This window comes from Idiomarina sp. UBA4206, assembly GCF_002383015.1.
Classification (GTDB): Bacteria; Pseudomonadota; Gammaproteobacteria; order Enterobacterales; family Alteromonadaceae; genus Idiomarina; species Idiomarina abyssalis.
Genome location: NZ_DFTS01000014.1, coordinates 76903 through 97974, shown reverse-complemented (window position 1 = coordinate 97974; position 21072 = coordinate 76903). Strand labels below are relative to the sequence as shown.

23 protein-coding genes are annotated in these 21072 nt (G+C 45.1%); 5 read left to right on the top strand and 18 right to left on the bottom strand.

The window, feature by feature from the left end; genetic code table 11:
- The 6 genes from B3180_RS03150 to bioB form a co-directional block, all read right to left on the bottom strand.
- Positions 1 to 257, bottom strand: a 257-nt coding sequence (locus B3180_RS03150; protein ID WP_286842976.1) for a 3-deoxy-7-phosphoheptulonate synthase, incomplete at its 3' end; no start/stop codon positions are given.
- A gap of 72 nt (positions 258 to 329) precedes the next feature.
- Positions 330 to 1193: a protease HtpX gene (htpX, locus tag B3180_RS03145; RefSeq protein ID WP_278358679.1), complete on the bottom strand. Its 864-nt coding sequence runs from the start codon at positions 1191 to 1193 to the stop codon at positions 330 to 332.
- 64 nt (positions 1194 to 1257) lie between these two features.
- Complete coding sequence (gene bioD / locus B3180_RS03140) at positions 1258 to 1926, bottom strand: dethiobiotin synthase (protein WP_278358678.1); 669 nt, start codon at positions 1924 to 1926, stop codon at positions 1258 to 1260.
- A gap of 18 nt (positions 1927 to 1944) precedes the next feature.
- Positions 1945 to 2712 (bottom strand): methyltransferase domain-containing protein, encoded by a 768-nt coding sequence (locus tag B3180_RS03135; RefSeq protein WP_278358677.1) that lies wholly within the window; start codon positions 2710 to 2712, stop codon positions 1945 to 1947.
- Positions 2709 to 3827, bottom strand: a complete 1119-nt coding sequence (locus B3180_RS03130; RefSeq protein ID WP_278358676.1) for an aminotransferase class I/II-fold pyridoxal phosphate-dependent enzyme — start codon at positions 3825 to 3827, stop codon at positions 2709 to 2711. The genes B3180_RS03135 and B3180_RS03130 overlap by 4 nt, the downstream gene beginning before the upstream one ends.
- An 11-nt stretch (positions 3828 to 3838) precedes the next feature.
- The gene (gene bioB, locus B3180_RS03125) at positions 3839 to 4876 is read right to left on the bottom strand and encodes a biotin synthase BioB (protein WP_278358675.1); all 1038 of its coding nucleotides are present in this window, start codon (positions 4874 to 4876) and stop codon (positions 3839 to 3841) included.
- A 101-nt stretch (positions 4877 to 4977) separates the two neighbouring features.
- Between bioB and bioA the strand changes: the two genes are divergently transcribed.
- On the top strand, positions 4978 to 6273 hold the full coding sequence (gene bioA / locus B3180_RS03120) for an adenosylmethionine--8-amino-7-oxononanoate transaminase (protein WP_222236949.1): 1296 nt from the start codon (positions 4978 to 4980) through the stop codon (positions 6271 to 6273).
- On the opposite strand, the gene B3180_RS03115 is transcribed toward bioA, so the two are convergent.
- Positions 6270 to 6629: a hypothetical protein gene (locus B3180_RS03115; protein WP_222236948.1), complete on the bottom strand. Its 360-nt coding sequence runs from the start codon at positions 6627 to 6629 to the stop codon at positions 6270 to 6272. The genes bioA and B3180_RS03115 overlap by 4 nt on opposite strands.
- A gap of 107 nt (positions 6630 to 6736) precedes the next feature.
- Here B3180_RS03115 and asnS point away from each other — a divergent pair, with 107 nt between their 5' ends.
- Positions 6737 to 8137 carry an asparagine--tRNA ligase gene (gene asnS, locus B3180_RS03110; protein WP_278358674.1) on the top strand — a complete coding sequence of 467 codons (1401 nt, stop codon included), beginning with the start codon at positions 6737 to 6739 and terminating at the stop codon, positions 8135 to 8137.
- On the opposite strand, the gene B3180_RS03105 is transcribed toward asnS, so the two are convergent.
- On the bottom strand, positions 8134 to 8700 hold the full coding sequence (locus B3180_RS03105; protein ID WP_054487677.1) for a nitroreductase family protein: 567 nt from the start codon (positions 8698 to 8700) through the stop codon (positions 8134 to 8136). The genes asnS and B3180_RS03105 overlap by 4 nt on opposite strands.
- A gap of 108 nt (positions 8701 to 8808) precedes the next feature.
- On the opposite strand from B3180_RS03105, the gene sppA reads away from it, so the two are divergent.
- The 3 genes from sppA to B3180_RS03090 are packed head-to-tail and all read left to right on the top strand — an operon-like array spanning position 8809 to position 13091.
- A complete protein-coding gene (gene sppA / locus B3180_RS03100; protein ID WP_278358673.1) occupies positions 8809 to 10662 on the top strand; it encodes a signal peptide peptidase SppA in 1854 nt (617 codons plus the stop codon).
- 38 nt (positions 10663 to 10700) lie between these two features.
- Positions 10701 to 11714 (top strand): asparaginase, encoded by a 1014-nt coding sequence (gene ansA / locus B3180_RS03095; protein WP_054487673.1) that lies wholly within the window; start codon positions 10701 to 10703, stop codon positions 11712 to 11714.
- A gap of 33 nt (positions 11715 to 11747) precedes the next feature.
- Positions 11748 to 13091, top strand: coding sequence for a sodium-dependent transporter (locus tag B3180_RS03090; RefSeq protein WP_278356189.1), 1344 nt, complete (start codon positions 11748 to 11750; stop codon positions 13089 to 13091).
- Between the two features lie 28 nt (positions 13092 to 13119).
- Here the strand turns inward: B3180_RS03090 and B3180_RS03085 are convergent, their stop codons facing one another.
- The 10 genes from B3180_RS03085 to B3180_RS03040 form a co-directional block, all read right to left on the bottom strand.
- Positions 13120 to 14604, bottom strand: a complete 1485-nt coding sequence (locus B3180_RS03085; RefSeq protein WP_278358672.1) for a bifunctional 2-methylcitrate dehydratase/aconitate hydratase — start codon at positions 14602 to 14604, stop codon at positions 13120 to 13122.
- 357 nt (positions 14605 to 14961) lie between these two features.
- Complete coding sequence (locus B3180_RS03080; protein WP_222236945.1) at positions 14962 to 15750, bottom strand: TatD family hydrolase; 789 nt, start codon at positions 15748 to 15750, stop codon at positions 14962 to 14964.
- Positions 15751 to 15768: 18 nt separating this feature from the next.
- Positions 15769 to 16128 carry a hypothetical protein gene (locus B3180_RS03075; protein WP_054487665.1) on the bottom strand — a complete coding sequence of 120 codons (360 nt, stop codon included), beginning with the start codon at positions 16126 to 16128 and terminating at the stop codon, positions 15769 to 15771.
- A gap of 24 nt (positions 16129 to 16152) precedes the next feature.
- Entirely contained in the window at positions 16153 to 17013 is an 861-nt protein-coding gene (locus B3180_RS03070) for a DNA polymerase III subunit delta' (protein ID WP_278356193.1), read from the bottom strand.
- Positions 17013 to 17630, bottom strand: a complete 618-nt coding sequence (gene tmk, locus B3180_RS03065) for a dTMP kinase (protein WP_054487661.1) — start codon at positions 17628 to 17630, stop codon at positions 17013 to 17015. The genes B3180_RS03070 and tmk overlap by 1 nt, the downstream gene beginning before the upstream one ends.
- Before the next feature lie 2 nt (positions 17631 to 17632).
- Complete coding sequence (mltG, locus tag B3180_RS03060) at positions 17633 to 18640, bottom strand: endolytic transglycosylase MltG (protein ID WP_278358671.1); 1008 nt, start codon at positions 18638 to 18640, stop codon at positions 17633 to 17635.
- Positions 18637 to 19422 carry an aminodeoxychorismate lyase gene (gene pabC, locus B3180_RS03055; protein WP_273023106.1) on the bottom strand — a complete coding sequence of 262 codons (786 nt, stop codon included), beginning with the start codon at positions 19420 to 19422 and terminating at the stop codon, positions 18637 to 18639. Before pabC ends, mltG begins: the two co-directional genes overlap by 4 nt.
- A 54-nt stretch (positions 19423 to 19476) precedes the next feature.
- Entirely contained in the window at positions 19477 to 19716 is a 240-nt protein-coding gene (acpP, locus tag B3180_RS03050) for an acyl carrier protein (protein ID WP_011234585.1), read from the bottom strand.
- A 117-nt stretch (positions 19717 to 19833) separates the two neighbouring features.
- A complete protein-coding gene (gene fabG, locus B3180_RS03045; RefSeq protein ID WP_054487656.1) occupies positions 19834 to 20571 on the bottom strand; it encodes a 3-oxoacyl-ACP reductase FabG in 738 nt (245 codons plus the stop codon).
- A gap of 16 nt (positions 20572 to 20587) precedes the next feature.
- Positions 20588 to 21072 (bottom strand): ACP S-malonyltransferase (locus B3180_RS03040; RefSeq protein WP_286842958.1); only part of this gene is annotated, 485 nt, incomplete at its 5' end.

Here is a 21072-nt window from a genome sequence, read left to right as displayed (position 1 = left end):
ACTTTAAAGGTGTCACGAATTTTAGGGGCGTTAAAATCACTAAAAGATTCTGCGCAGTCACCACCCTGTAACAGGAAGCCTTCTCCTTCACAGACATTCTTAAGCTGGTTTCTTAGCGCCCGTATTTCTTCAGCGAATACAAGAGGCGGAAACTGACTAAGCTGCTGTTCTACAGCGTGTAATTGCGACGGATCTGAGTATTTCGGCTGTTGTTCAATTGGCTTATCGCGCCAACTGCGCGCACTCCACTGGGCCATAACAAAAATTTATCCGTTTTATCGGTGAGTAAGAACTAAGAATGTACCGCTGTATCCCTTGAAAAGCAACGACTAACGCCGCTGCTCAAGAGCATGAATGCGCTCATCCAAAGGCGGATGACTCATAAACAATTTCGATATGGTCGAGCGTTTACCATTAATACCGAACGCCAGCATGGTACCGTCAAGCTGAGACTCCTTGCCTTGTTGCAAGCGACGTAAAGCAGCAATCATCTTTTGTTTACCAACTAAGTCCGCAGAGCCGGCATCGGCTCTGAACTCACGCTGACGCGAGAACCACATAACAATAGTGCTGGCTAATACCCCAAAGACAATTTCAAGAAGCATAACAACGCCATAATAAGCAAAGCCGCCACCTCGTTGATTATCACCACCACGCATTAGTGCACTGGCAATAATTCTGGCAAAAAACATCACGAACGTATTTATTACGCCCTGAATTAACGTCAGCGTTACCATATCGCCGTTAGCAATGTGACTCACTTCGTGTGCCAGAACTGCCTCAACTTCATCAGCATTCATGTTTTGTAATAAGCCCGTGCTAACCGCAACTAAAGAAGCCTTCTTACTGCGCCCTGTAGCAAAAGCATTAGGTTCCGGAGATTGATAAACCGCGACTTGAGGCATAGGAAGTCCGGCTTTTTGTGCCTGCTGTTGTACTGTGCGAAGCAGCCATTCTTCAGACTGATTCTGCGGTTGCTCGATAACCCGGGCTCCGGTTGAGCGCAAGGCCATCCAACGTGATATCCAAAGCGATACGAAAGCACCACCAAAGCCAAACAAAGCACAAAAAACTAATAGTCCGACTGACCCCTGAGCATCAATGCCGGTTGCTGCAATCACAATGTTAAAGACCACACTAACTACCAGTAAAATGGCCAGGTTAGTGGCTAAAAACAGCAAAATTCTTTTCATTTTTCGTACTCCGAGGGAACTTGATCTACTAAGTTATGTGGGGTTGTTTCGTCAAATTTCAATCTTATTTGTGGAAATAAACAGTCAAATCTTTTCCCGACCACGTTGGTACGTAAGGTATATATGCCAGCTCCTTAGTGCCGAGCAACTCGCGCAACGAGGCTAGATTTTCCTCTTGTCTTGGCATCGGTTCTGGGCCCGTTTGTACAGCTATCCATCCAACAACGTCACAGCCTTCCTGTCGTATTGACTGAAGGCTAAGCAAAGCATGATTCAGGCAGCCCAGTTTTAATCCAACCACCAAAATGACTCGGGCATTGATATCTTTTACAACCTCGGGCATACGTAGTCCCGGGGCCAGAGGTAATTGCCACCCCCCTGCGCCTTCTATCACCAGACTGTCAATCGGTTGCTGACGAAACCACTCAACGGCAGTCATTAATTTTTCTTTCTCTATTACAACACCGTTATCAGTAGCTGCGATATGTGGCGCAATAGCAGCCTCAAAAGTATAAGGATTAACCCGGTCATAATCGAAGGCTGTATTACTGTGTTGCATTAAATTCAAAGCATCCTCATTCACTAACTGACCGTTTTGCCAGTAACAACCCGAAGCTACCGGCTTCATGACGGCGACATTTTTTTCTCGCTTAACTAAGCTTTGAACAAAAGCACATGCAGCAACGGTTTTTCCTGTGTCGGTGTCCGTTCCTGTAATAAAGTAAGTGTTCATATTAACCTAAACTCAATGTTACTTAACTAACCTGATATTAAGAACCGACCATTCAAGTGGCAGTCCCTCTGTTGTTCTATAGCTTTCAAATGCATCTTCAAGCTGTTGTAAGCGCCCCCTGGTCATCAAACCGGAGGTATTCGTGCGTCTGACATAATTGGCACCAACGCCTTTAATACTTCCCATAAGCTCACGTGAACTAGCAAAGTATTGAATGTGTTTTTCCAGTTTAAAGTCGGCAGACTCCCAGTTAAACAAACGCACTTCACGCTCTACCTTCTCCGGAGAATGAAATGTCTGAGTGTGTTGCCTGTCATCAACTGCATTCCAACTCTTAATAAATGAACTGAAAGTCCCTTCCACAACGGTATTAATCGTTGCAACACCGCCAGGCTTTAGAACTCGGTAAGCCTCGCCCATGGCTTTCTCTAAATGATGTACCCATTGCACTGATAAATTAGCAAAAAGCCAGTCAACGGAATGAGCACTGACCGGCAGAGCTTCCCATTCACCATTCAGCCAAACCTGATTTGGGTAGTTGTTTGCTGCCGTCGCCAGCATCGCCGGGGCAATATCAACACCCATATAGCATTCGGTTCGGGGTAATAGATGAGCGGTGGTTGACGCAGGCCCGCATCCGACATCCAGCAAAATCTCAGCACTATTCGGCCCGAGTTTCAACAGACTGTCCGCAGTCAGCCGCTGGATATCGGCATGCTGATGATAGTGCCTAGCGGCTTTGTTGAACTGACGCGCAACAGCTTGCTGAAAATTCATAGGCTTCATAGATTGTCGCGGATCCTGTCTACAACTTGCCAAAAGGTCTCAAGAGCTACCTGTGGCATATTGGAAGTTAAACTGAAGCGAATACGGGAAGTCCCAACCGGCACCGTTGGTGGGCGAATTACGCTGCATAGGTAACCGTTAGTCTGTAACTGCTTAGACATAGCCAGAGCTTCGGTATCGGAGTCAAATAGCCAGGTCTGTATTGCGGTATTGGAATCAATTATTTTTAAGTTGCGTTGCTTCATTTGCTCACGAAAGTACTGAATACGGTGAGCTAGCTGTTCGCGTCTTTCATCGCCTTCTGCGCTTCGTACAATTTCGATTGAAGACTTTATTGCCGCAGCCTGTGCCGGCGGCATAGCGGTCGAATAGATATAGTCGCGACAAAATTGAATCAAGCTTTCAATCTCATCGTCTTTGGCGCAGACAAATGCCCCACCAACACCCAGAGCTTTACCAAAGGTTCCGGTCAGCACATCGACAGTATCTGAACCTGAACTTGTTGACCCTCTTCCTTCAGAACCGTAAGCACCGAGCCCGTGCGCATCATCCAACATTACTTTTATGTCAAACTGTTGCTTTAAGGAAGCCATTAGCTTCAAGTCACAGGCGTCACCATCCATACTGAATACGCCTTCAGTAACCAACCAGTCACCGGCATTTGCTTTATCAACGACGGGCAAAGGTTGATTGTGGGGGTAACGTTTAAACTGCGCTTCACTATGCTGCATACCGTCAATAATTGAGGCGTGAACCAGCTTGTCTGCAAAGACCTTTTGTTGCTTATCTACCAGGGTTGTCAGTACGCCATGATTCGCAGCAAAACCCGAGTTAAACAGCAAAGCTCTGGGTTTTCCCAACCAGTCAGCCAGCAGCTCTTCGAGTTCCTGATGAGCACCGCTGTAGCCACTGAGTAAAGGCGAACCTGTACTGCCAACACCCCAGATATCAACAGCCTGCTTAAAGGCTTGTCTGATGTTCCGATGCAGGCTTAGGCCAAGATAATCATTGGTGCTAAAATTTAGCTTCCACTGTGCGTCAGAGCTGCGCACTTTCCGAACACGAAAAAGCGAAGAACCTTTTCGCTCTCTCAGACGGCGTTGATATACGGACACGGCCTTTTCCACTATGAAGCGTCGTAATAGCGCACAGGGTTTTGCTGTTCCTGAATAGCGTCCTCTATTACTGCAGTATGGACTTCGTCACCGTATCCATCACGTTGTTCCGGTGTTATTCCCAGACGTTCAAACAATCGCAAATCAGCATCTGCTTCAGGGTTTGACGTTGTCAGTAACTTTTCGCCATAGAATATTGAGTTGGCACCAGCGAGAAAACACAACGCCTGCATTTCGTCGTTCATGTCTTCGCGACCAGCTGACAAGCGAACGTGCGAAGCCGGCATTAGAATACGCGCAACAGCGACCGTTCGTACAAACTCAAAGTTATCTAAGTCTTCCAGCTTGGCAAATGGTGTACCTTCAACTTTTACCAGCATATTAATGGGAACACTTTCAGGGTGTTTTGGTAAGTTAGCCAACTGTACTAATAAAGACGCACGATCGGTCACACTCTCACCCATACCAACAATACCGCCTGCGCAGACTTTCATACCTGCGTCGCGAACATTATTCAGGGTATTCAGGCGATCCTGATAGGTTCTGGTCGTAATGATGTCACCGTAAAACTCTGGTGAGGTATCCAAATTGTGATTGTAATAATCGAGCCCCGCCTGCTGCAGCATTTTCGCCTGTTCATTGCTTAGCATGCCAAGTGTCATGCAACTTTCTAGGCCTAATGCTTTGACGCCTTTGATCATTTCAATAACGTAAGGCATATCGCGGTCTTTCGGGTTACGCCATGCGGCGCCCATACAAAAACGACTGGCACCCTTTTCTTTCGCAGCCTGAGCTTCTGCCAACACACTTTCTACAGCCATCAAGCGCTCACGATCCAGCCCCGTATGATAATGCGCGCTTTGCGGGCAGTATTTGCAGTCTTCGGGGCACGCACCGGTTTTAATCGATAGTAAGGTACTGACCTGAACTTCGTTCGGATTAAAGTGCTGGCGATGCACGGTTTGTGCTTCAAAAACTAAATCATTCAATGGTTTTTGTAACAGCTCCTGAACCTCTTCAATGGTCCAGTCATTGCGAACTTGTGACATGGTAAATCTCATATACTTGGCAAATTATGGTCGACTAGAATAATTCAGCTCGATACACTGTCAATATACTTTGAATTATATACTTTACAACAGATTAATTTATGAGCATAAGCGATATTGAGTTTGATCGACAGCATATCTGGCACCCCTACACTTCTATGCTTAACCCGTTACCCGCTTATAAAGTGGAGTCTGCGAAAGGTTGCTCGCTCACTTTTGAAAATGGAGCCCAGGTAATTGACGGTATGTCGTCCTGGTGGGCTGTGATTCATGGGTACCGTAACTCTCGCTTAGACTCAGTGGCACACCGTCAAATCGACAAAATGAGCCACGTTATGTTTGGCGGTATCACACATCAGCCCGCGATTGATCTCGCTAAACAGCTTGTTGATTTGACGCCTGATGAACTGGAGCGAGTATTCATTGCCGACTCCGGCTCTGTAAGTGTTGAAGTCGCGATAAAAATGGCTCTGCAGTTTTGGCTGGCTCAGGAGCGCCCGGAAAAGCATCGCCTGCTGACAGTAAAAGGTGGATACCACGGCGACACCTTTAAAGCGATGTCAGTTTGTGACCCCGTCAACGGCATGCATCATCTGTTTAATAAAGCAATTAACTCACAGCTTTTTGCGGATGCGCCAACATTAACCCCCAATGACGAATGGACAGACGACGCAGGTCAGCAGCTTCGACTTTGGTTTGAACAGTTTCATGGTGAGCTTGCGGCGGTCATACTTGAGCCTATTGTTCAGGGCGCAGGCGGTATGCGGTTTTACCACCCGGAATACCTTAGGCTTATACGCAAACTCTGTGATGACTTCAATGTACTGCTCATTGCCGATGAAATTGCTACCGGCTTTGGTCGCACCGGTAAGTTGTTCGCCTGTGAACACGCCGATGTGACTCCTGATATCCTTTGTGTGGGTAAAGCTCTTACCGGTGGCTACATGACATTAGCTGCTACGTTAACCACGAAAAAGGTAGCAGAAACTATTGGTCAGGGGCCCGGGGGCGGTGCTTTGATGCATGGACCTACTTTTATGGGCAATCCCTTAGCATGCGCGGTTGCAGCAGAATCATTGGCAATTATTGCTGAAGGTAACTGGCAACAACAAGTCAAAAAAATAGAGAAACAATTAAAAAAGGAACTTCTTCCGTTAGGAGAATATAAATCAGTAAAAGACGCTCGTGTATTTGGAGCTATTGGCGTACTGGAAATGGAACAGCCTATTGACGTAGCCAGTGCACAAAAGCGGTTTATTGAATTAGGTGTCTGGATTCGGCCTTTTGGCCGTTTGCTCTACATTATGCCGCCTTATGTGATTACTGCGGAAGAGCTCAGTAAGCTTACATATGCGATGAAAGACTATGTCGAAAACCAGGACAACGGCCAGGTTTAGAAGCCAAAGAAATAAAGCGATAAGCCACCTAAGCAACTCATGATTAATATCATAATATTAATCCATAAATGCTGCTTGTCCTGGCGAAAAAGAACGTAATTAAGAACAAAGCTCAGCAGACTAACAAGCAGCCCAACGACTAAAAGAATGACGAATAAGTCACCTAAAGTAATGTGCCAATAGTCACGTACCGAAATGCCGAAAATTTCGGTTAGAATGGTATTGCGTTCAGGCTTCGCATAATTAAAAACAATGGCAGCAACCACAAAGATAAGCCAGCCAAAAATGGACAGCCATCCCAAAACACGGGACCAAAATGGTACTCGCTTTAAATCCGCTAAGGATCCCCTTTTCATAATTTTTCTCTCTGTTCTCAGGGGTTATACTTGAGTCTGCGCCAAACCGAGGTAACATAGCAACCTTTCTATAGCAAAATAGTGTAAATTTCGGAGAAAACCAACTCATGTCGTATGCTTCTGTAGTGGATGTTCTGGCAGGAAAAATCGCTGTCGATGAAACCGTCACAGTCCGGGGCTGGGTGCGCACTCGCCGTGACTCAAAAGCCGGTATTTCCTTTATTAACCTGCACGATGGCTCATGTTTTGATACCATTCAGGCCGTTGTTCCGGCAGAACTCCCCAATTACAGTAACGAAGTTCAGAAGCTGACCACCGGTTGTTCTGTTGCTATTACGGGTGTTGTTGTTCCCTCTCAGGGCAAAGGCCAGTCATTTGAACTGCAGGCAACCAAAGTTCACGTTTATGGCTGGGTTGAAGATCCAGACACCTACCCTATGTCGCCAAAGCGTCATAGCATGGAGTATTTACGCGAATACGCTCACCTGCGTCCCCGTACAAACATTACTGGTGCCGTTATGCGTGTTCGTAATGCGTTATCTCAGGCGGTTCATCGCTTCTTTCACGAGCAGGGGTATCTTTGGGTAAGTACGCCTATCATCACCACCTCCGATTGCGAAGGTGCCGGTGAGATGTTCCGTGTTTCAACGCTCGATATGCTGAATGTTCCAAAAACCGACAAAGGTGAAGTCGACTTTTCAGAAGACTTTTTTGGTAAAGAAGCTTTTCTGACCGTTTCAGGTCAACTAAACGTTGAGTCTTATGCCTGTTCGTTGTCTAAAGTCTACACCTTTGGGCCGACGTTCCGCGCCGAAAACTCAAACACCAGCCGTCACTTGTCTGAATTTTGGATGGTTGAGCCAGAGTTAGCGTTTGCAACATTAGACGACATAGCAGGCTTAGCAGAAGCTATGTTGAAATATGTCTTTAAAGCCATACTTGAAGAACGTCCGGACGACATGGCGTTCTTTGCCGAGCGCATTAACCCGGACGCTATCAGCCGTTTGGAAGCCATAGTTAATAATGATTTCGTGCATATGGATTACACCGATGCCATCGAAATACTGAAAAACTGCGACAAAAAGTTTGAGTATCCGGTTGAATGGGGTGTGGATTTACAGTCAGAGCACGAGCGCTATTTAGCCGAAGAACATGTGGGTGCACCGATTATTCTGAAAAACTACCCGCGTGATATTAAAGCCTTTTATATGCGTCAGAACGAAGATGGCAAAACCGTTGCTGCAATGGACGTTCTGGCTCCGGGTATTGGTGAGATCATCGGTGGCTCTGCGCGTGAAGAGCGTCTTGACGTTCTTGACCAGCGAATTGAAGAAATGAACCTGCCGAAGGAAGAATACGGTTTCTACCGAGATTTGCGCCGTTACGGTACTGTTCCTCACGCAGGCTTTGGACTGGGCTTTGAACGCTTAGTCGCTTACGTCACCGGTGTGCAAAACATTCGTGACGTGATTCCATTCCCACGAGCTCCGAAAAGTGCTGAATTTTAATCCAGCACCAGGTCGTTGCCGTTTATAAAGAACGGTGACGGATCTTTTTGCGGTTTTACTGGCGTAGGGACAGCAGGCGTCCCTACGTACAGAAAGCCAACTATGGCATCATCTACTGATAACCCTAACTGCTCCTTGATAAAGTCATCCTCAGCCATCCATCCCGTCCGCCAAATTGCTCCAATACCTTGAGCAAACGCCGCTTGCTGCATACCGTGAGTCGCGCAGGCTACTGTACAAAGTTGTTCGTCACGCGGGACTTTTTTATGGTCCTGAAGCCGTAAACACGAAGCTATCACTAAAGGCGCACGAAAAGGCAACTGCCCTGCTTGCTCGACGACCGTTTCAGAAAAATCGTTAAGCCGGGCCGCCTGCTGGTAAACATCCGCAAGAACTTGCCTTTCTTTGCCTTGAAATAAAATAAATTGATAAGGTGCTAGCCCCATGTGATCAGGTGCTCGCACGGCTGCTGCCTGAATTAATTCGAGCTGTTCTTGTGTAGGTCCCGGTTCGTTTAAACGCGGCATAGAGGAACGAGTTGTTAGTAATTCTTCCGCTTTCATACATCAACCTTTTTCAATGTGTAACGCTTAGTTACATTCTCTGACTAGTCTGTCGCTCAGACATTCGATATGCTAAGGCCAATTTAAATTAGCAAATGAGAATTAACTATGCGTTCAGTCGGGTCAATCTTCAGTTATTTGTGGAAAATAATCAACGGTACTCGCAAGTTCATTTTGAACCTTGTGTTTTTTATTATTCTGGCAATTTTTATCGCGAGCTTAATGCAGGGAGAAGATCCTATTGAGGTTCCTGAAAATGGAATAATGGTTCTTAATCCAAATGGCATGTTAGTTGAAGAAAAGACCTGGGTTGACCCGTTTGATAAGTTCCTAAATGAAGCATTGGGGAGCGGAGACGAAGTTCCTGAAGTGCTGTTGTCTGATGTTATCGACTCAATTGAGAAAGCTAAAACTGACGAACGTATCGGTGCGCTATACCTCAACCTCCAAAACTTATACCCCAGTGGCTTGAATAAACTGCGTTCAGTTGCTGATGCATTAAATGATTTCCGTACCTCAGGGAAGCCAATTATCAGTAATGCTGACTACTATATGCAACATCAGTACTACCTGGCGGCGCACGCCGATCAGCTTTATCTGAACCCAATGGGTGCGGTAGTTTTCGAAGGGCTTGATTATACTCAGGTTTACTTTAAGGAGCTACTGGACAAACTTAAAGTTCAGCCGCACGTGTTCAAAGTCGGTAAATTTAAAGCCGCAGTTGAACCTTTCATTCGCAACGATATGTCAGATGAAGCGCGCGAAGCCAATGAGTTCTTGTATTCTGCATTGTGGGACACTTTCCATGCAGATGTTACCGCTGCCCGAAACATTAATCCGTTGGTTACAAGCGGTAAAATAGATGACTACATGTCAGCATTTAATAATGCCAATGGCGATATGGCTAAAATGGCGTTAGAAACGAACTTGGTTGATGCTCTGCGTACTCGTACAGAAGTCCGCAATGAACTTATTAACTTAGCCGGACACGACAAAGAAGAAGATACATTCCGTCATATTACTTTCGACAATTACTTAGCTTCTGAGAAAGTCGTTCCGGAAAGCCTGAAACCGAAAGACCGCAACCAAATTGCCGTTATAGTTGCTCGTGGTCAGATAGTTAATGGTTCACAAAAAGCCGGTATGATTGGCGGAGACAGCACAGCAAAGCTTATTCGCGACGCGCGTAATAACGAGCAGACCAAAGCAATCGTACTTCGAATAGACAGTCCTGGCGGCAGTGCTTTTGCGTCAGAAATTATTCGCCAGGAGATTTTACAGGCAAAAGAAGCCGGCATTCCTGTTATTGCGTCCATGAGCTCCGTAGCGGCTTCTGGTGGCTACTGGATTGCCGCTGATGCAGACAAAATTGTTGCGGCACCAACAACAATTACAGGTTCAATTGGCGTCTTTGGCCTGCTAATGACGTTAGAAGACAGTTTTGCGGCTATCGGAATTCACAGTGACACTGTGAGTACAACAGAGATTTCGTCACTGAATCCGCTTGAAGAAATGACCGATTATCAGAAAACACTCATACAGCGTTCTGTTGAAACCACTTACGAAAACTTCCTAAGCATTGTCAGCAATGCGCGTAATATGTCTCGTGATGATGTTCATGAAGTTGCTCAGGGTCGTATATGGACGGGACAGCAAGCTATGGAATTTGGGCTGGTTGACCAATTAGGTGATTATGATGATTCCATTGCGCTTGCGGCTGAACTTGCAGCCATTGATGATTACGATGTGAATATTGTTAAGCAAGAGCTATCTTCAAAAGAGAAGTTTCTCGCTGACTTATTTAACAGCAGTTCAGATTACCTGCCAACGCCGAATATCAGTTCACAACACTGGTTAATGGGTACTTTGAATAAAGTGAAATCAGAAACTGCTGTTTTGCAGAACTTTGATGACCCTAAAAATGTTTACTCTTATTGTGCACTCTGCCCTCAACCGCGATAGAATTATCGCGGTTACTTTGTAGAGTAAGGGAGTAAACTTTGCCGCGTAAAAAGATTTACGTCGCCTATACAGGCGGCACTATCGGTATGAAAAAATCAGCTCAGGGTTATGTTCCGGTTGCGGGACACCTGAGCCAATGCGTTGAAAATATGCCCGAATTTTTTCGTGATGAGATGCCGGAATTTACCATTAATGAATACTGCCCATTAATGGACTCATCCAATATGGCACCATCTGATTGGGTAACCATAGCTCGGGATATTGAACAAAACTACGCAGACTACGATGGTTTCGTGATCCTACACGGGACCGACACCATGGCTTATACAGCTTCAGCTCTCTCCTTTATGCTGCAAAATTTGAGTAAGCCCGTTATTGTAACTGGCTCTCAAATTCCTCTGGCCGCACTGCGCTCAGATGGTCAGACTAATTTGCTTAATTCACTTTATGTTGCAGCTAACTACCCTATTCCAGAAGTCGGTCTGTTTTTTAACAATACTTTGTATCGGGGAAATCGCTCAACCAAAGCTGACGCTAACGGCTTTAACGCTTTTGCCTCACCGAATTACCCCTCCCTACTTGAAGCGGGTATTCAGATTCAGTTGAACGCTGGTGAACTGTCGGAACCCTTGACCCATGAGCTCAAGGTCATTGAAATGACGCCCCAGCCAATTGGAGTCGTAATGCTTTACCCTGGTATCTCAGCCAAAATTATACAAAACCAATTGCAACAGCCAGTAAAAGCAATGATTTTACAAAGTTACGGTGTCGGAAATGCGCCGCAGGATAACGCTTTACTGAAAAGCCTGGAAACAGGTATAGATCAGGGTATTACAATTCTTAACTGCACGCAGTGCTTCCGTGGACGTGTCAATATGGATGGCTACGCGACGGGAAATGCTCTGGCTGAACTGGGTATTGTATCCGGTGCCGATATGACCATTGAAGCGGCTCTTACCAAGCTGCATTACGTGCTTTCGCAAGACTTAAACCAAAACAAAATGCAAAAGCTGTTACAGAAGAATTTACGCGGCGAATTAACTCCGCCATAATTTGATATTGCTTAAATAATAATAAGAAGAACCATGGCAAATTCATCACCTGCGTTCGCAACGCGATTAGGTTTCATATTAGCCGCCGCTGGCTCAGCGGTCGGTGTAGGTAATATTTGGGGATTCCCAACACAAGCTGCCAGTAACGGCGGTGGTGCATTTTTATTGGTTTATTTAATCATGATTGCACTTCTGGCTTACCCTATGCTGGTAGCGGAAATTACTATCGGCAGAATTCGGCGCCAAAACCCTATTGAGTCGCTTAGGAATCTTTCTGCAAAGCCATTTTTTCGAGGTTCAGGCGCACTGGCAGGTATTGTTGGTTTAATTGTTCTGAGTTTGATACTGAGCTTCTATGCCATCGTTTCCGGTTGGCTTTTATCTTATATGATCGAGCCTCTTATGATCTTAATTGGTCTGCCGGAAACCGCCGCTTGGTTTACTGAGTTTTCAGTGTCCAGAAATATGGCAACCATGGTGTTCTTCATGTTGCTGACTGTTTACGTTGTCCGGTCAGGCGTGAATAATGGAATAGAACGTTGGTCAAGACGTCTAATGCCCCTACTCTTCATTTTGCTGATAGGTATGTCCGCCTATATATTGACTCAGGACGGAGCCATTGAAGGCCTGAAAATGTACCTGGTTCCGGACTTCTCAACCATAACGGATCCAAACCTGATTATTCGTGCCATGGGGCAGGCGTTTTTCTCCCTGTCACTGGGTGTCTGCGTAATGATGACTTATGGTGCTTATCTGTCGAATTCCGAGAACATTCCTAAAACAGCAGCCTGGGTAGCCGGCATCGATACCAGTGTCGCGTTTTTAGCGGGTTTATTGATTTTACCTGCGATGTTTGTCGCTCAATCTAATGGGGTTCCCATTTATGCAGAGGACGGCAGTTTACTGTCTGCCGATACCTTAGTTTTTACCGTGCTTCCGGCAATGTTCGATGCACTGGGTTACACTGGACTTTTCGTCTCTTTCGGCTTTTTCCTGTTGATGGTTATTGCTGCTATTACGTCGTCAATTTCAATGCTTGAAGCTCCTGTCAACGCACTACGAGAAGAAGCTAAATGTGATCGCAGTAGTGGGGTGTGGATTATTGCCCTGGTCGTTACCGCAATTTCTACAACCATTATTTATAATTTTGAAACTCTTTTTGGCGCCGTTATTACCTTCAGCACCGTTTACATGCAGCCGATAATGGCGTTGGTGTTTGGCGTTATGCTAACTTGGGTACTGCGCCAAAACCATTTACTGAAAGCGCTCCAGCAAGGCTCACCTAATATTGATAAAAGCTTGTTTTGGAAAATATGGCCCTGGTACGTTAAGTTTGTTTGCCCAATACTCATTATTCTGGTCATTTGGCGAGGATAATGCCCCACGTAGATGTGGGGCTGCCCTATTAAATAGTGAGCATATCCATAAACTCATTAACGGGTGTCTGTTCAAACGATGACTGTTGACGGCAACGTTCAAAAATTGAACTCACCCTGTGTTCGGGAAACCGCGTCGCTAAATTTGCCTTAAACTTGTTTTCAAGTACAGGAACGCCCTCTTCTCTGCGGCGTCTATGGCCAATTGGGTACTCCACCACAACCTTGTCGGTATGACTACCGTCTTTAAAAAATACTTGTAGTGCATTAGCTATCGAACGCTTTTTCGGGTCGTGATAGTCCTTACTGTACTGGTTGTCTTCAATCACATGAATTTTTTCCCGGATAGTGTCAATTACCGGATGATTTTCATGAAAACTGTTTTCATAGTGATCAGCATTCAGTTCGCCAAATATTAGGGGAACGGCTGCCATATACTGTAAACAATGATCTCTGTCGGCAGGGTTAGCAAGTTTGCCCTGTTTGGAGATAATTCGAATAGCGGACTCGTGGGTAGTAATTTCAATCTTCTCTATTTCATCAATTCTGTCTTTAACTTCCGGGTGTAATGTAACCGCCGCTTCACAGGCTGTCTGCGCATGAAACTCTGCCGGGAATGACAACTTAAACAAAATATTTTCCATCACATAACTGCCATAATCCCTTTGGAACTTAAACTGCCAGTCATCTTTAGGTTTTAGTTTCTGATCTTTATTCGTTTTATTGAAGAGCACATCATAGAATCCCCATTGTGGAGCCGTCAGGGCCCCCGGAATACCCATTTCGCCACGCATCGTTATATCGGCTAAACGCACCGCTCTTGAAGTGGCGTCCCCTGCTGCCCACGACTTACGAGAACCGGCATTGGGAGCATGACGATAGGTTCTTAAAGACTGGCCATCAACCCATGCCTGGGAGAGCGCTGCCATAATTTGTTCCTTAGTTCCGCCCATTAACCAAGTAACAACGGCCGTTGAAGCCACCTTAACCAGAACGACATGATCAAGACCCACACGGTTAAAACTGTTTTCTATCGCCAGATTACCCTGAATTTCGTGGGCTTTAATCATAGCTTCCAAAACCGTTTTCATGGTTAACGGCTTTTCACCTTTAGAGACGCGGTTTTGAGAAATATAATCTGCTGTTGCCAGTATTCCGCCTAAGTTATCGGATGGGTGTCCCCACTCGGCAGCTAACCAGGTGTCATTGAAATCAAGCCAACGTATAATGCAGCCAATATCCCAGGCCGCCTTGACAGGATCCATACGAAACTGAGTTCCCGGCACTCTGGAGCCATTTGGAACACTTGTACCTTCAACTAAAGGACCCAGGTGTTTGCTACATTCCGGGAATCGCAGTGCTAACAAACCGCAACCCAGGGTGTCCATCAGGCAGTTGCGCGCGGTATCCCAAGCTTCATCGCTTTTAACCTCATAACTTGTAACATAGTCTGCGATATCCTCAATAACCTTGTCGTAATCTGGACGTTCGTTACTTTCTACTGTCGCACTCATCGCTGACTCCTTAACTCTAAAGTTCAATGACAAATATTGTTAGCTCATGTAACTATTTGTACCAACACAACGCCTTTTTTGATCGCTGCCTATTAGGCTTTTCGCCAAATAATGAACAAAAAAAACCCGGAACCAATCCAAATTGTTCCGGGTATAGGGGAATGGCTCAAGGGTTGAGCCGTGCGCTAACTCATGAATAAAAAATTGTAAAATAGTTCGCCTAAAATTTGTTCGGTAAATTTCAGTGTAGACAATATTAAAGAGATGTCTAATATTTTTGCACTTTTTTTTGCTTTAGCTTATCTCACTGTTTTTAATTGATTTTAGGTAAGTAAAACACAGGTTATGCACAGCTAATTAAGCGTTATTAAACAGCTTGTAATAGTTAGCCGTTGTTGTCTTAGCAACCTCTTCCAAAGTAATTCCTTTAACATCAGCAACGCATTTAGCAACGTCAATAACGTAGGCTGGCTGGTTCTCTTTACCTCGATGGGGCACTGGAGCTAACCAGGGACTGTCGGTTTCAATGAGCAGCTTTTCAAGCGGTAATGCTTTGATAGTTGCACGCAATTGCTCTGCGTTTCGAAATGAAGCGATTCCCGAAATAGAAATATAGAAATCAAGATCATCGATAGCTTTTTTAGCCATATCCAGAGACTCAGTAAAGCAGTGCAAAACACCGCCGGATTTATCTGCATGGCCATTTTTTAATAACGAGAGGGTGTCATCCTGAGCGTCACGCGTATGAATAATTAAAGGCTTATTAATATCCTTGGCAATTTCAATATGCTGCTCGAAGTTTTCTCGTTGTAATGCTTTAGACTCTGGGTGATAAAAATAATCCAGACCCGTTTCGCCTATAGCAACCACATTATTTGCCGAAGCCAGCTGACGTAACTTGGTACCCAACTCTACGATAGGTGTCTGGCTGTCCTTAACGTATAAAGGATGCACCCCACAAGAAATGGAAACATCGTTAAAACCTGCAACGGCTTGCTGCATAGCCGGAAAGTCTTCAAGTGTAACGCACACACACAGCATGTGTTCGACCTTATTGGCTCTTGCCATTTCCACAATTTGCGTTAGATCAGCGCCCGCCTTTTCAGGATTAATTTTATCCAGATGGCAATGCGAGTCGACGAACATAAATAGCTCCACTTATCGTTAATGTGAGTGACAAAAATCCGTAATTAATTGCTCAAAGAGTTTACCATAGTCGTTTCTGTGATGGCGGCATAGGTAATTGATCTGATGAATTCGAGCTTGTTGCTCCGAGCCAAGGGTAACGGCAACCCAGTCTTTAGCCGCCTTAATTTCAAAGCACAAAGCAATGCTTCCTGATAGATCAACTGGTTTAGGGCCGAGTTCAGGATATCTAAGCTCCAGAGTGACGCTCTCTCCCAGAGCAGCTTCTTCTGAAAGCTGTGCACCGGTTTGTATCATTAGAGTCAAAGGAGAAAGTTCGGGAATAATGCGCTCAGCAAGTTCCCTCGCTGAGTTTATATGTAATTGAAAACTAGACAAAAGGCTCTCCTTTTTAAGGAGCCCCTAACCCGAAAGAGTATTTGACCAGCGACTCCAGGCAAAACCTAATAATAACGGTAAATTAATGCCAGTGGAGCCCTGAAACTTCTGACGTAGCTGTCTGCATTCTGCTACCCATTCACTGAGCTGTGCAATATTCACCCAATCAAAACCGCTCAACTGTTGAAGCTCGTCCGCTAATTGCTGATATCGCAAACGCGAAACAGCAGCCTTTTGGTGAATCAGCAGCCAATCTAGTACCAGGTTTTCTGATATATCCAGCCAGTTTAAAGCTGCTTCTTTATCTTTTATTACAGGAAACTCTTTATTACCGCGAAGACTGTCCAGAAGAGTTTTCGCAGAAACCATCTGTTCGTCGCTTTGCACTGAAGCTGGATAAGCAATGCTGATCCATTGCATACGACTTCTCAGGGTTGGTAATAAGCGTTCCGCATCTTTTGTTGATACTAGCCAGTGAGTGTCCGCCGGTGGCTCTTCCAGAACCTTCAATAAGGCATTGCCGGCCTGTTCCGTCATTTTTTCTGCCTGCAGTATCACAGCAACTTTTAAACCGCTCTGGTTAGCTGTCTGCATAACATTTTGCTGCAGTTCACGAACACTATCGACACCAATTCGGTTGACTTCGGCGCCGTCGATCGTCCAGGTATCCGGATGGTTCCCCGACTGATAAAGCAAGCATGACTTACATTGCCCGCACGCACTTTTGCCGGGTTGTTTGCACAACAAGAACTGATTTAATCGTTCAATAAATTCGGTTGAACCAGCCTCAACGTTATGTTGCAAATAATAGGCGTGAGCAAGCCTACCTGAATCGGCACTCGCAACGAGTCTTAACCAAGGTTCCCGCAGCCATGGAAACGCCATTAAAACAAATACTCCTCAATTGCTTGCAGTATGGCCTGATGTACATCCAGCATCGGCTGGTTAGCATCAATGACGATAATTGTCGGGTCTTTTGCTGCTATATTCAAATAGGCTTGTCTTGTACGCTGGAAAAATGCCAGATCTTCTTCTTCTATACGATCCAGGTCTCCTCGCTCACGGGCACGCTCAAGACCTTTTTTCTCGTCAACATCCAATAATAGGGTTAAGTCAGGTTTAAAACTTCCCAGAGTTATTTCGCGTACTTTTTCTAATAACTCATCGCCAAGCTGACGACCGCCCCCCTGATAGGCACGTGAGGATAAATCATGCCTATCACCGATAACCCAGCGGTTTTTTAATAGAGCCGGCTTAATAACATTATCAACCAACTGAACTCTGCTTGCGTACATTAATAGCAGCTCGGTTGTTGAACTGACTTTCTCGTCCCATTTCTTTTTTACCAGTTCCCGCAATGACTCTGCCAGCGGCGTACCGCCCGGTTCTCGTACGGTTTCCGGTCGAACACCTTTCGCCTGTAGATGAGTAACTACGCTTGCAATTGCTGAGCTCTTACCGGCACCTTCAAGTCCTTCAATAACAATAAATTTTCCTGACATAATTACTCTTGATTCAGTTGATAACGGCGAACAGCCTGCTGGTGTTCTTCCAGTGTTTCTGAGAAAACATGTCCACCCGACTTATCCGCCACAAAATAATAGTAAGGTGATCGCACCGGGTTAGCCGCGGCTTCAATGGATGCTTTTCCCGGCATCGCAATTGGTGTTGGCGGCAACCCGTTAATTCGATAGGTATTATAAGCGGTTTTCTCGCGCAAGTGAGCTCGCGTCAGATTACCGTCAAAATCTTCAATACCATAAATTGTCGTGGGATCAGATTGTAACCGCATACCAATTTCCAGACGGTTAGCAAAAACACTTGCAACCATAGGACGTTCGTCAGCCAGTCCCGTTTCTTTTTCAATAATTGAGGCCAATATTAGTAATTCGTACGGTGAGCCTACAGGACACCTGTCTGACCGCTGCTCCCAGGCTTCTGATAATACAGTCTGCATAGAAAGGTAAGCTTGTTTTAATATTGAAATGTCTGTGGTGTACGCTCTGTAGCTGTAGGTTTCGGGCAACAGTACACCCTCAATAGCGGGCTCTTTAATACCTAAGGTTTGTTTGAGTTCTGAATCATTTAGATCAGAAGATTTACTGACCAAATAAGGCTGCTCTTTTAATTGAGCCAACCACTGATTAAAAGTTAAGCCTTCTACCAGAGTGACGGTAAATGTCTTTTCTCTGCCCTGGCTAAGCATTTTCCAAATATCAAACCAGCTTTGCTGTCCGTGTATTTCATACAGTCCTGCCTGCAGGTGATCAATATCTGCGAAAACCTGACTAATACGATAACTGACTAGCGGATGCCCACCCTGGAAGTGTTCAGTTACTTTGGCAGTTACCGTTCTGGCACTTTCTCCGCCTCTGAAGTCGAGCAACAAAGGAGTTGCAGACTCACCTTGAATAGGCTGCGATAAATACCAACGCCCGGAAACAAAAACAAGAACAGCTGAAATAGCTAACGCGGCAATAACGAACAAAAAAGTAAAACGTATTTTTTTCATATAAGCTGTTCTAATACTGAGGGTAATTCATCATTGGCCACTACTTTATCATTAAACTGAGTGACGGCGACAGCGCCTCTAACGCTATTGGTAACGATTATTTTTTCAGCTCCGGCAAGTTCATTTAATGGGTAACAACCAATGTTTAAAGGTGCTAATAACTTTTCATCAATAATGAGTTGTCGAATAATACCGTTGATACCAGCAGCGCTGAGGTCAGGTGTGAACCACTGGCCCTCTTTAAACCAGAACACATTGCCTTGTATCGCCTCTACAATATATCCGCTTGAGTCACAAACCAGCAAATCATCATAACGGGAAGCGCTACACTCTCTCGTTAATAATACTTGCTCCAGCCGATTCAACGTTTTCAAGCCAGCTAACTCGGGTTGCTGAGCTAACCTTAATGTCGCAACTCCCATATGAACAGTGCCGGTTGTCGGCGGAGCGTCACTTACCTGAATGTATTCGTTAGCAATACAATCATCAGAAAAGCGGTAGCCTCTGCCACCGTTACCCCGGGTAACTATAACTTTACAAACACCCTTCTCTACTCCTGAGCATGCAACTTTTATGCGCTCAGCCAAAGAGTCGAAACTCGAATGGTTTATAAAGAGACGTTGGTTCGTATTTGAAAGTCTTTCAAGATGCCGTTCAATAAAGAGAGGAACACCATTAACAATGCGCATGGTGGTGAAGTGGCCATCACCAAATTGCAGACCTCTGTCGAGCTCTGAGCAGTGATAAGACACATTATTAAGTAGTATTTTACGTATAGTCATAACAAAAAAGGCGGAACCAGTGGCTCCGCCTTTTATATCACGTTCAACGACAAATTAGTCGTTAGAATGATTATTTACGTAATCGATTGCTGACTGAACTGTTTTAATTTTTTCAGCTTCTTCGTCTGGAATTTCAGTTTCAAATTCTTCTTCCAAAGCCATTACCAGTTCAACAGTATCTAAAGAGTCGGCACCTAAGTCATTTTCAAATGACGCTTCAGGCTTAACTTCTTCTTCTTTAACACCTAACTGTTCAACAATGATTTTCTTTACGCGTTCTTCAATAGTACTCATTTATAAAATCCCTCAAATAGTCATCGCGAGAGTGAAAATTGGCTGTAGTGTAGTGAAACCAGCCCCATTAATAAAGTAAAAAATAGCATAAAGTTAAGAGGTCGTACCGCTAACCTCTTAAACCATAGCCATACCACCATTAACGTGAATGGTCTCACCAGTGATATAAGCTGCACCTTCCGATGCTAAAAATGCTACCGCAGCAGCAATTTCCCTTGGCTCGCCTAAGCGCGCTGCCGGAATATTATCAAAAATAGCTTGTTTTTGTTCATCATTCAGCGACTTGGTCATGTCAGTATCAATAAAACCTGGCGCCACACAATTTACCGTGATGCCACGTGCAGCAACTTCTTTCGCCATAGCTTTGCTAAAACCAACCAAACCAGCTTTAGCTGCACAGTAGTTTACCTGTCCGGGGTTTCCGGTTGTACCAACAACTGAACTGATGTTGATAATACGCCCATTACGGCGTTTCATCATACCACGCACCACCGCTTTACAAACCTTAAATACCGCTGACAAATTGGTGTTTAGTACGGCATCCCACTCGTCATCTTTCATTCTCATCATTAAATTATCACGAGTAATACCCGCATTATTAACCAGAATATCAATAGAACCGTACTTCTTTTCAATATCTTTTATGGTCTGCTGCAAGCTTTCCGCGTCAGTAACGTCCAGCGCTAAACCTTCACCATTAGACCCCAGGTATTCTGAAATTGCGGCTGCACCTTTATCGGATGTTGCAGTACCAATAACTTTGGCGCCCTGACTGGCTAGATTTTCTGCTATGGCCTTTCCTATTCCGCGGCTTGCGCCGGTAATCAATGCGACTTTATTTTCAAAGTTTTGCACGTTAATAACCTATTAATTAAAGTGAGTTTAAAGAGTCTAACGTATTCAGTGCGCTACAACCAAAAGACTTCGTAATACGCTTATTCAGACCGGTAAGTACTTTGCCCGGACCAACCTCATAAGCTGTTTCGACACCCATTTGGGCAATCTGTTCCACAGTTTCTGTCCAGCGCACCGGACAATATAGCTGACGTACCAATGCATCTTTAATAGCGTCTTCGCTATCGGCTACAGCGACATCGACATTATTAATAACCGCTGTATGTGGTTGCTGTAGCTTCACCGACTTTAACGCTTCACCCAATTGACTGGCTGCCGGCTGCATTAAAGCACAATGCGACGGAACGCTGACAGGTAATGGTAATACACGCTTAGCACCGGCTTCTTTTAAAGCTTCTGCAGCTCGGGCTACTGCTTCTGCGTGCCCTGCTATAACAACCTGACCCGGTGAGTTATAGTTCACCGGAGTGACCACCTGTCCTGCCGCTTGCTCCAGGCAAC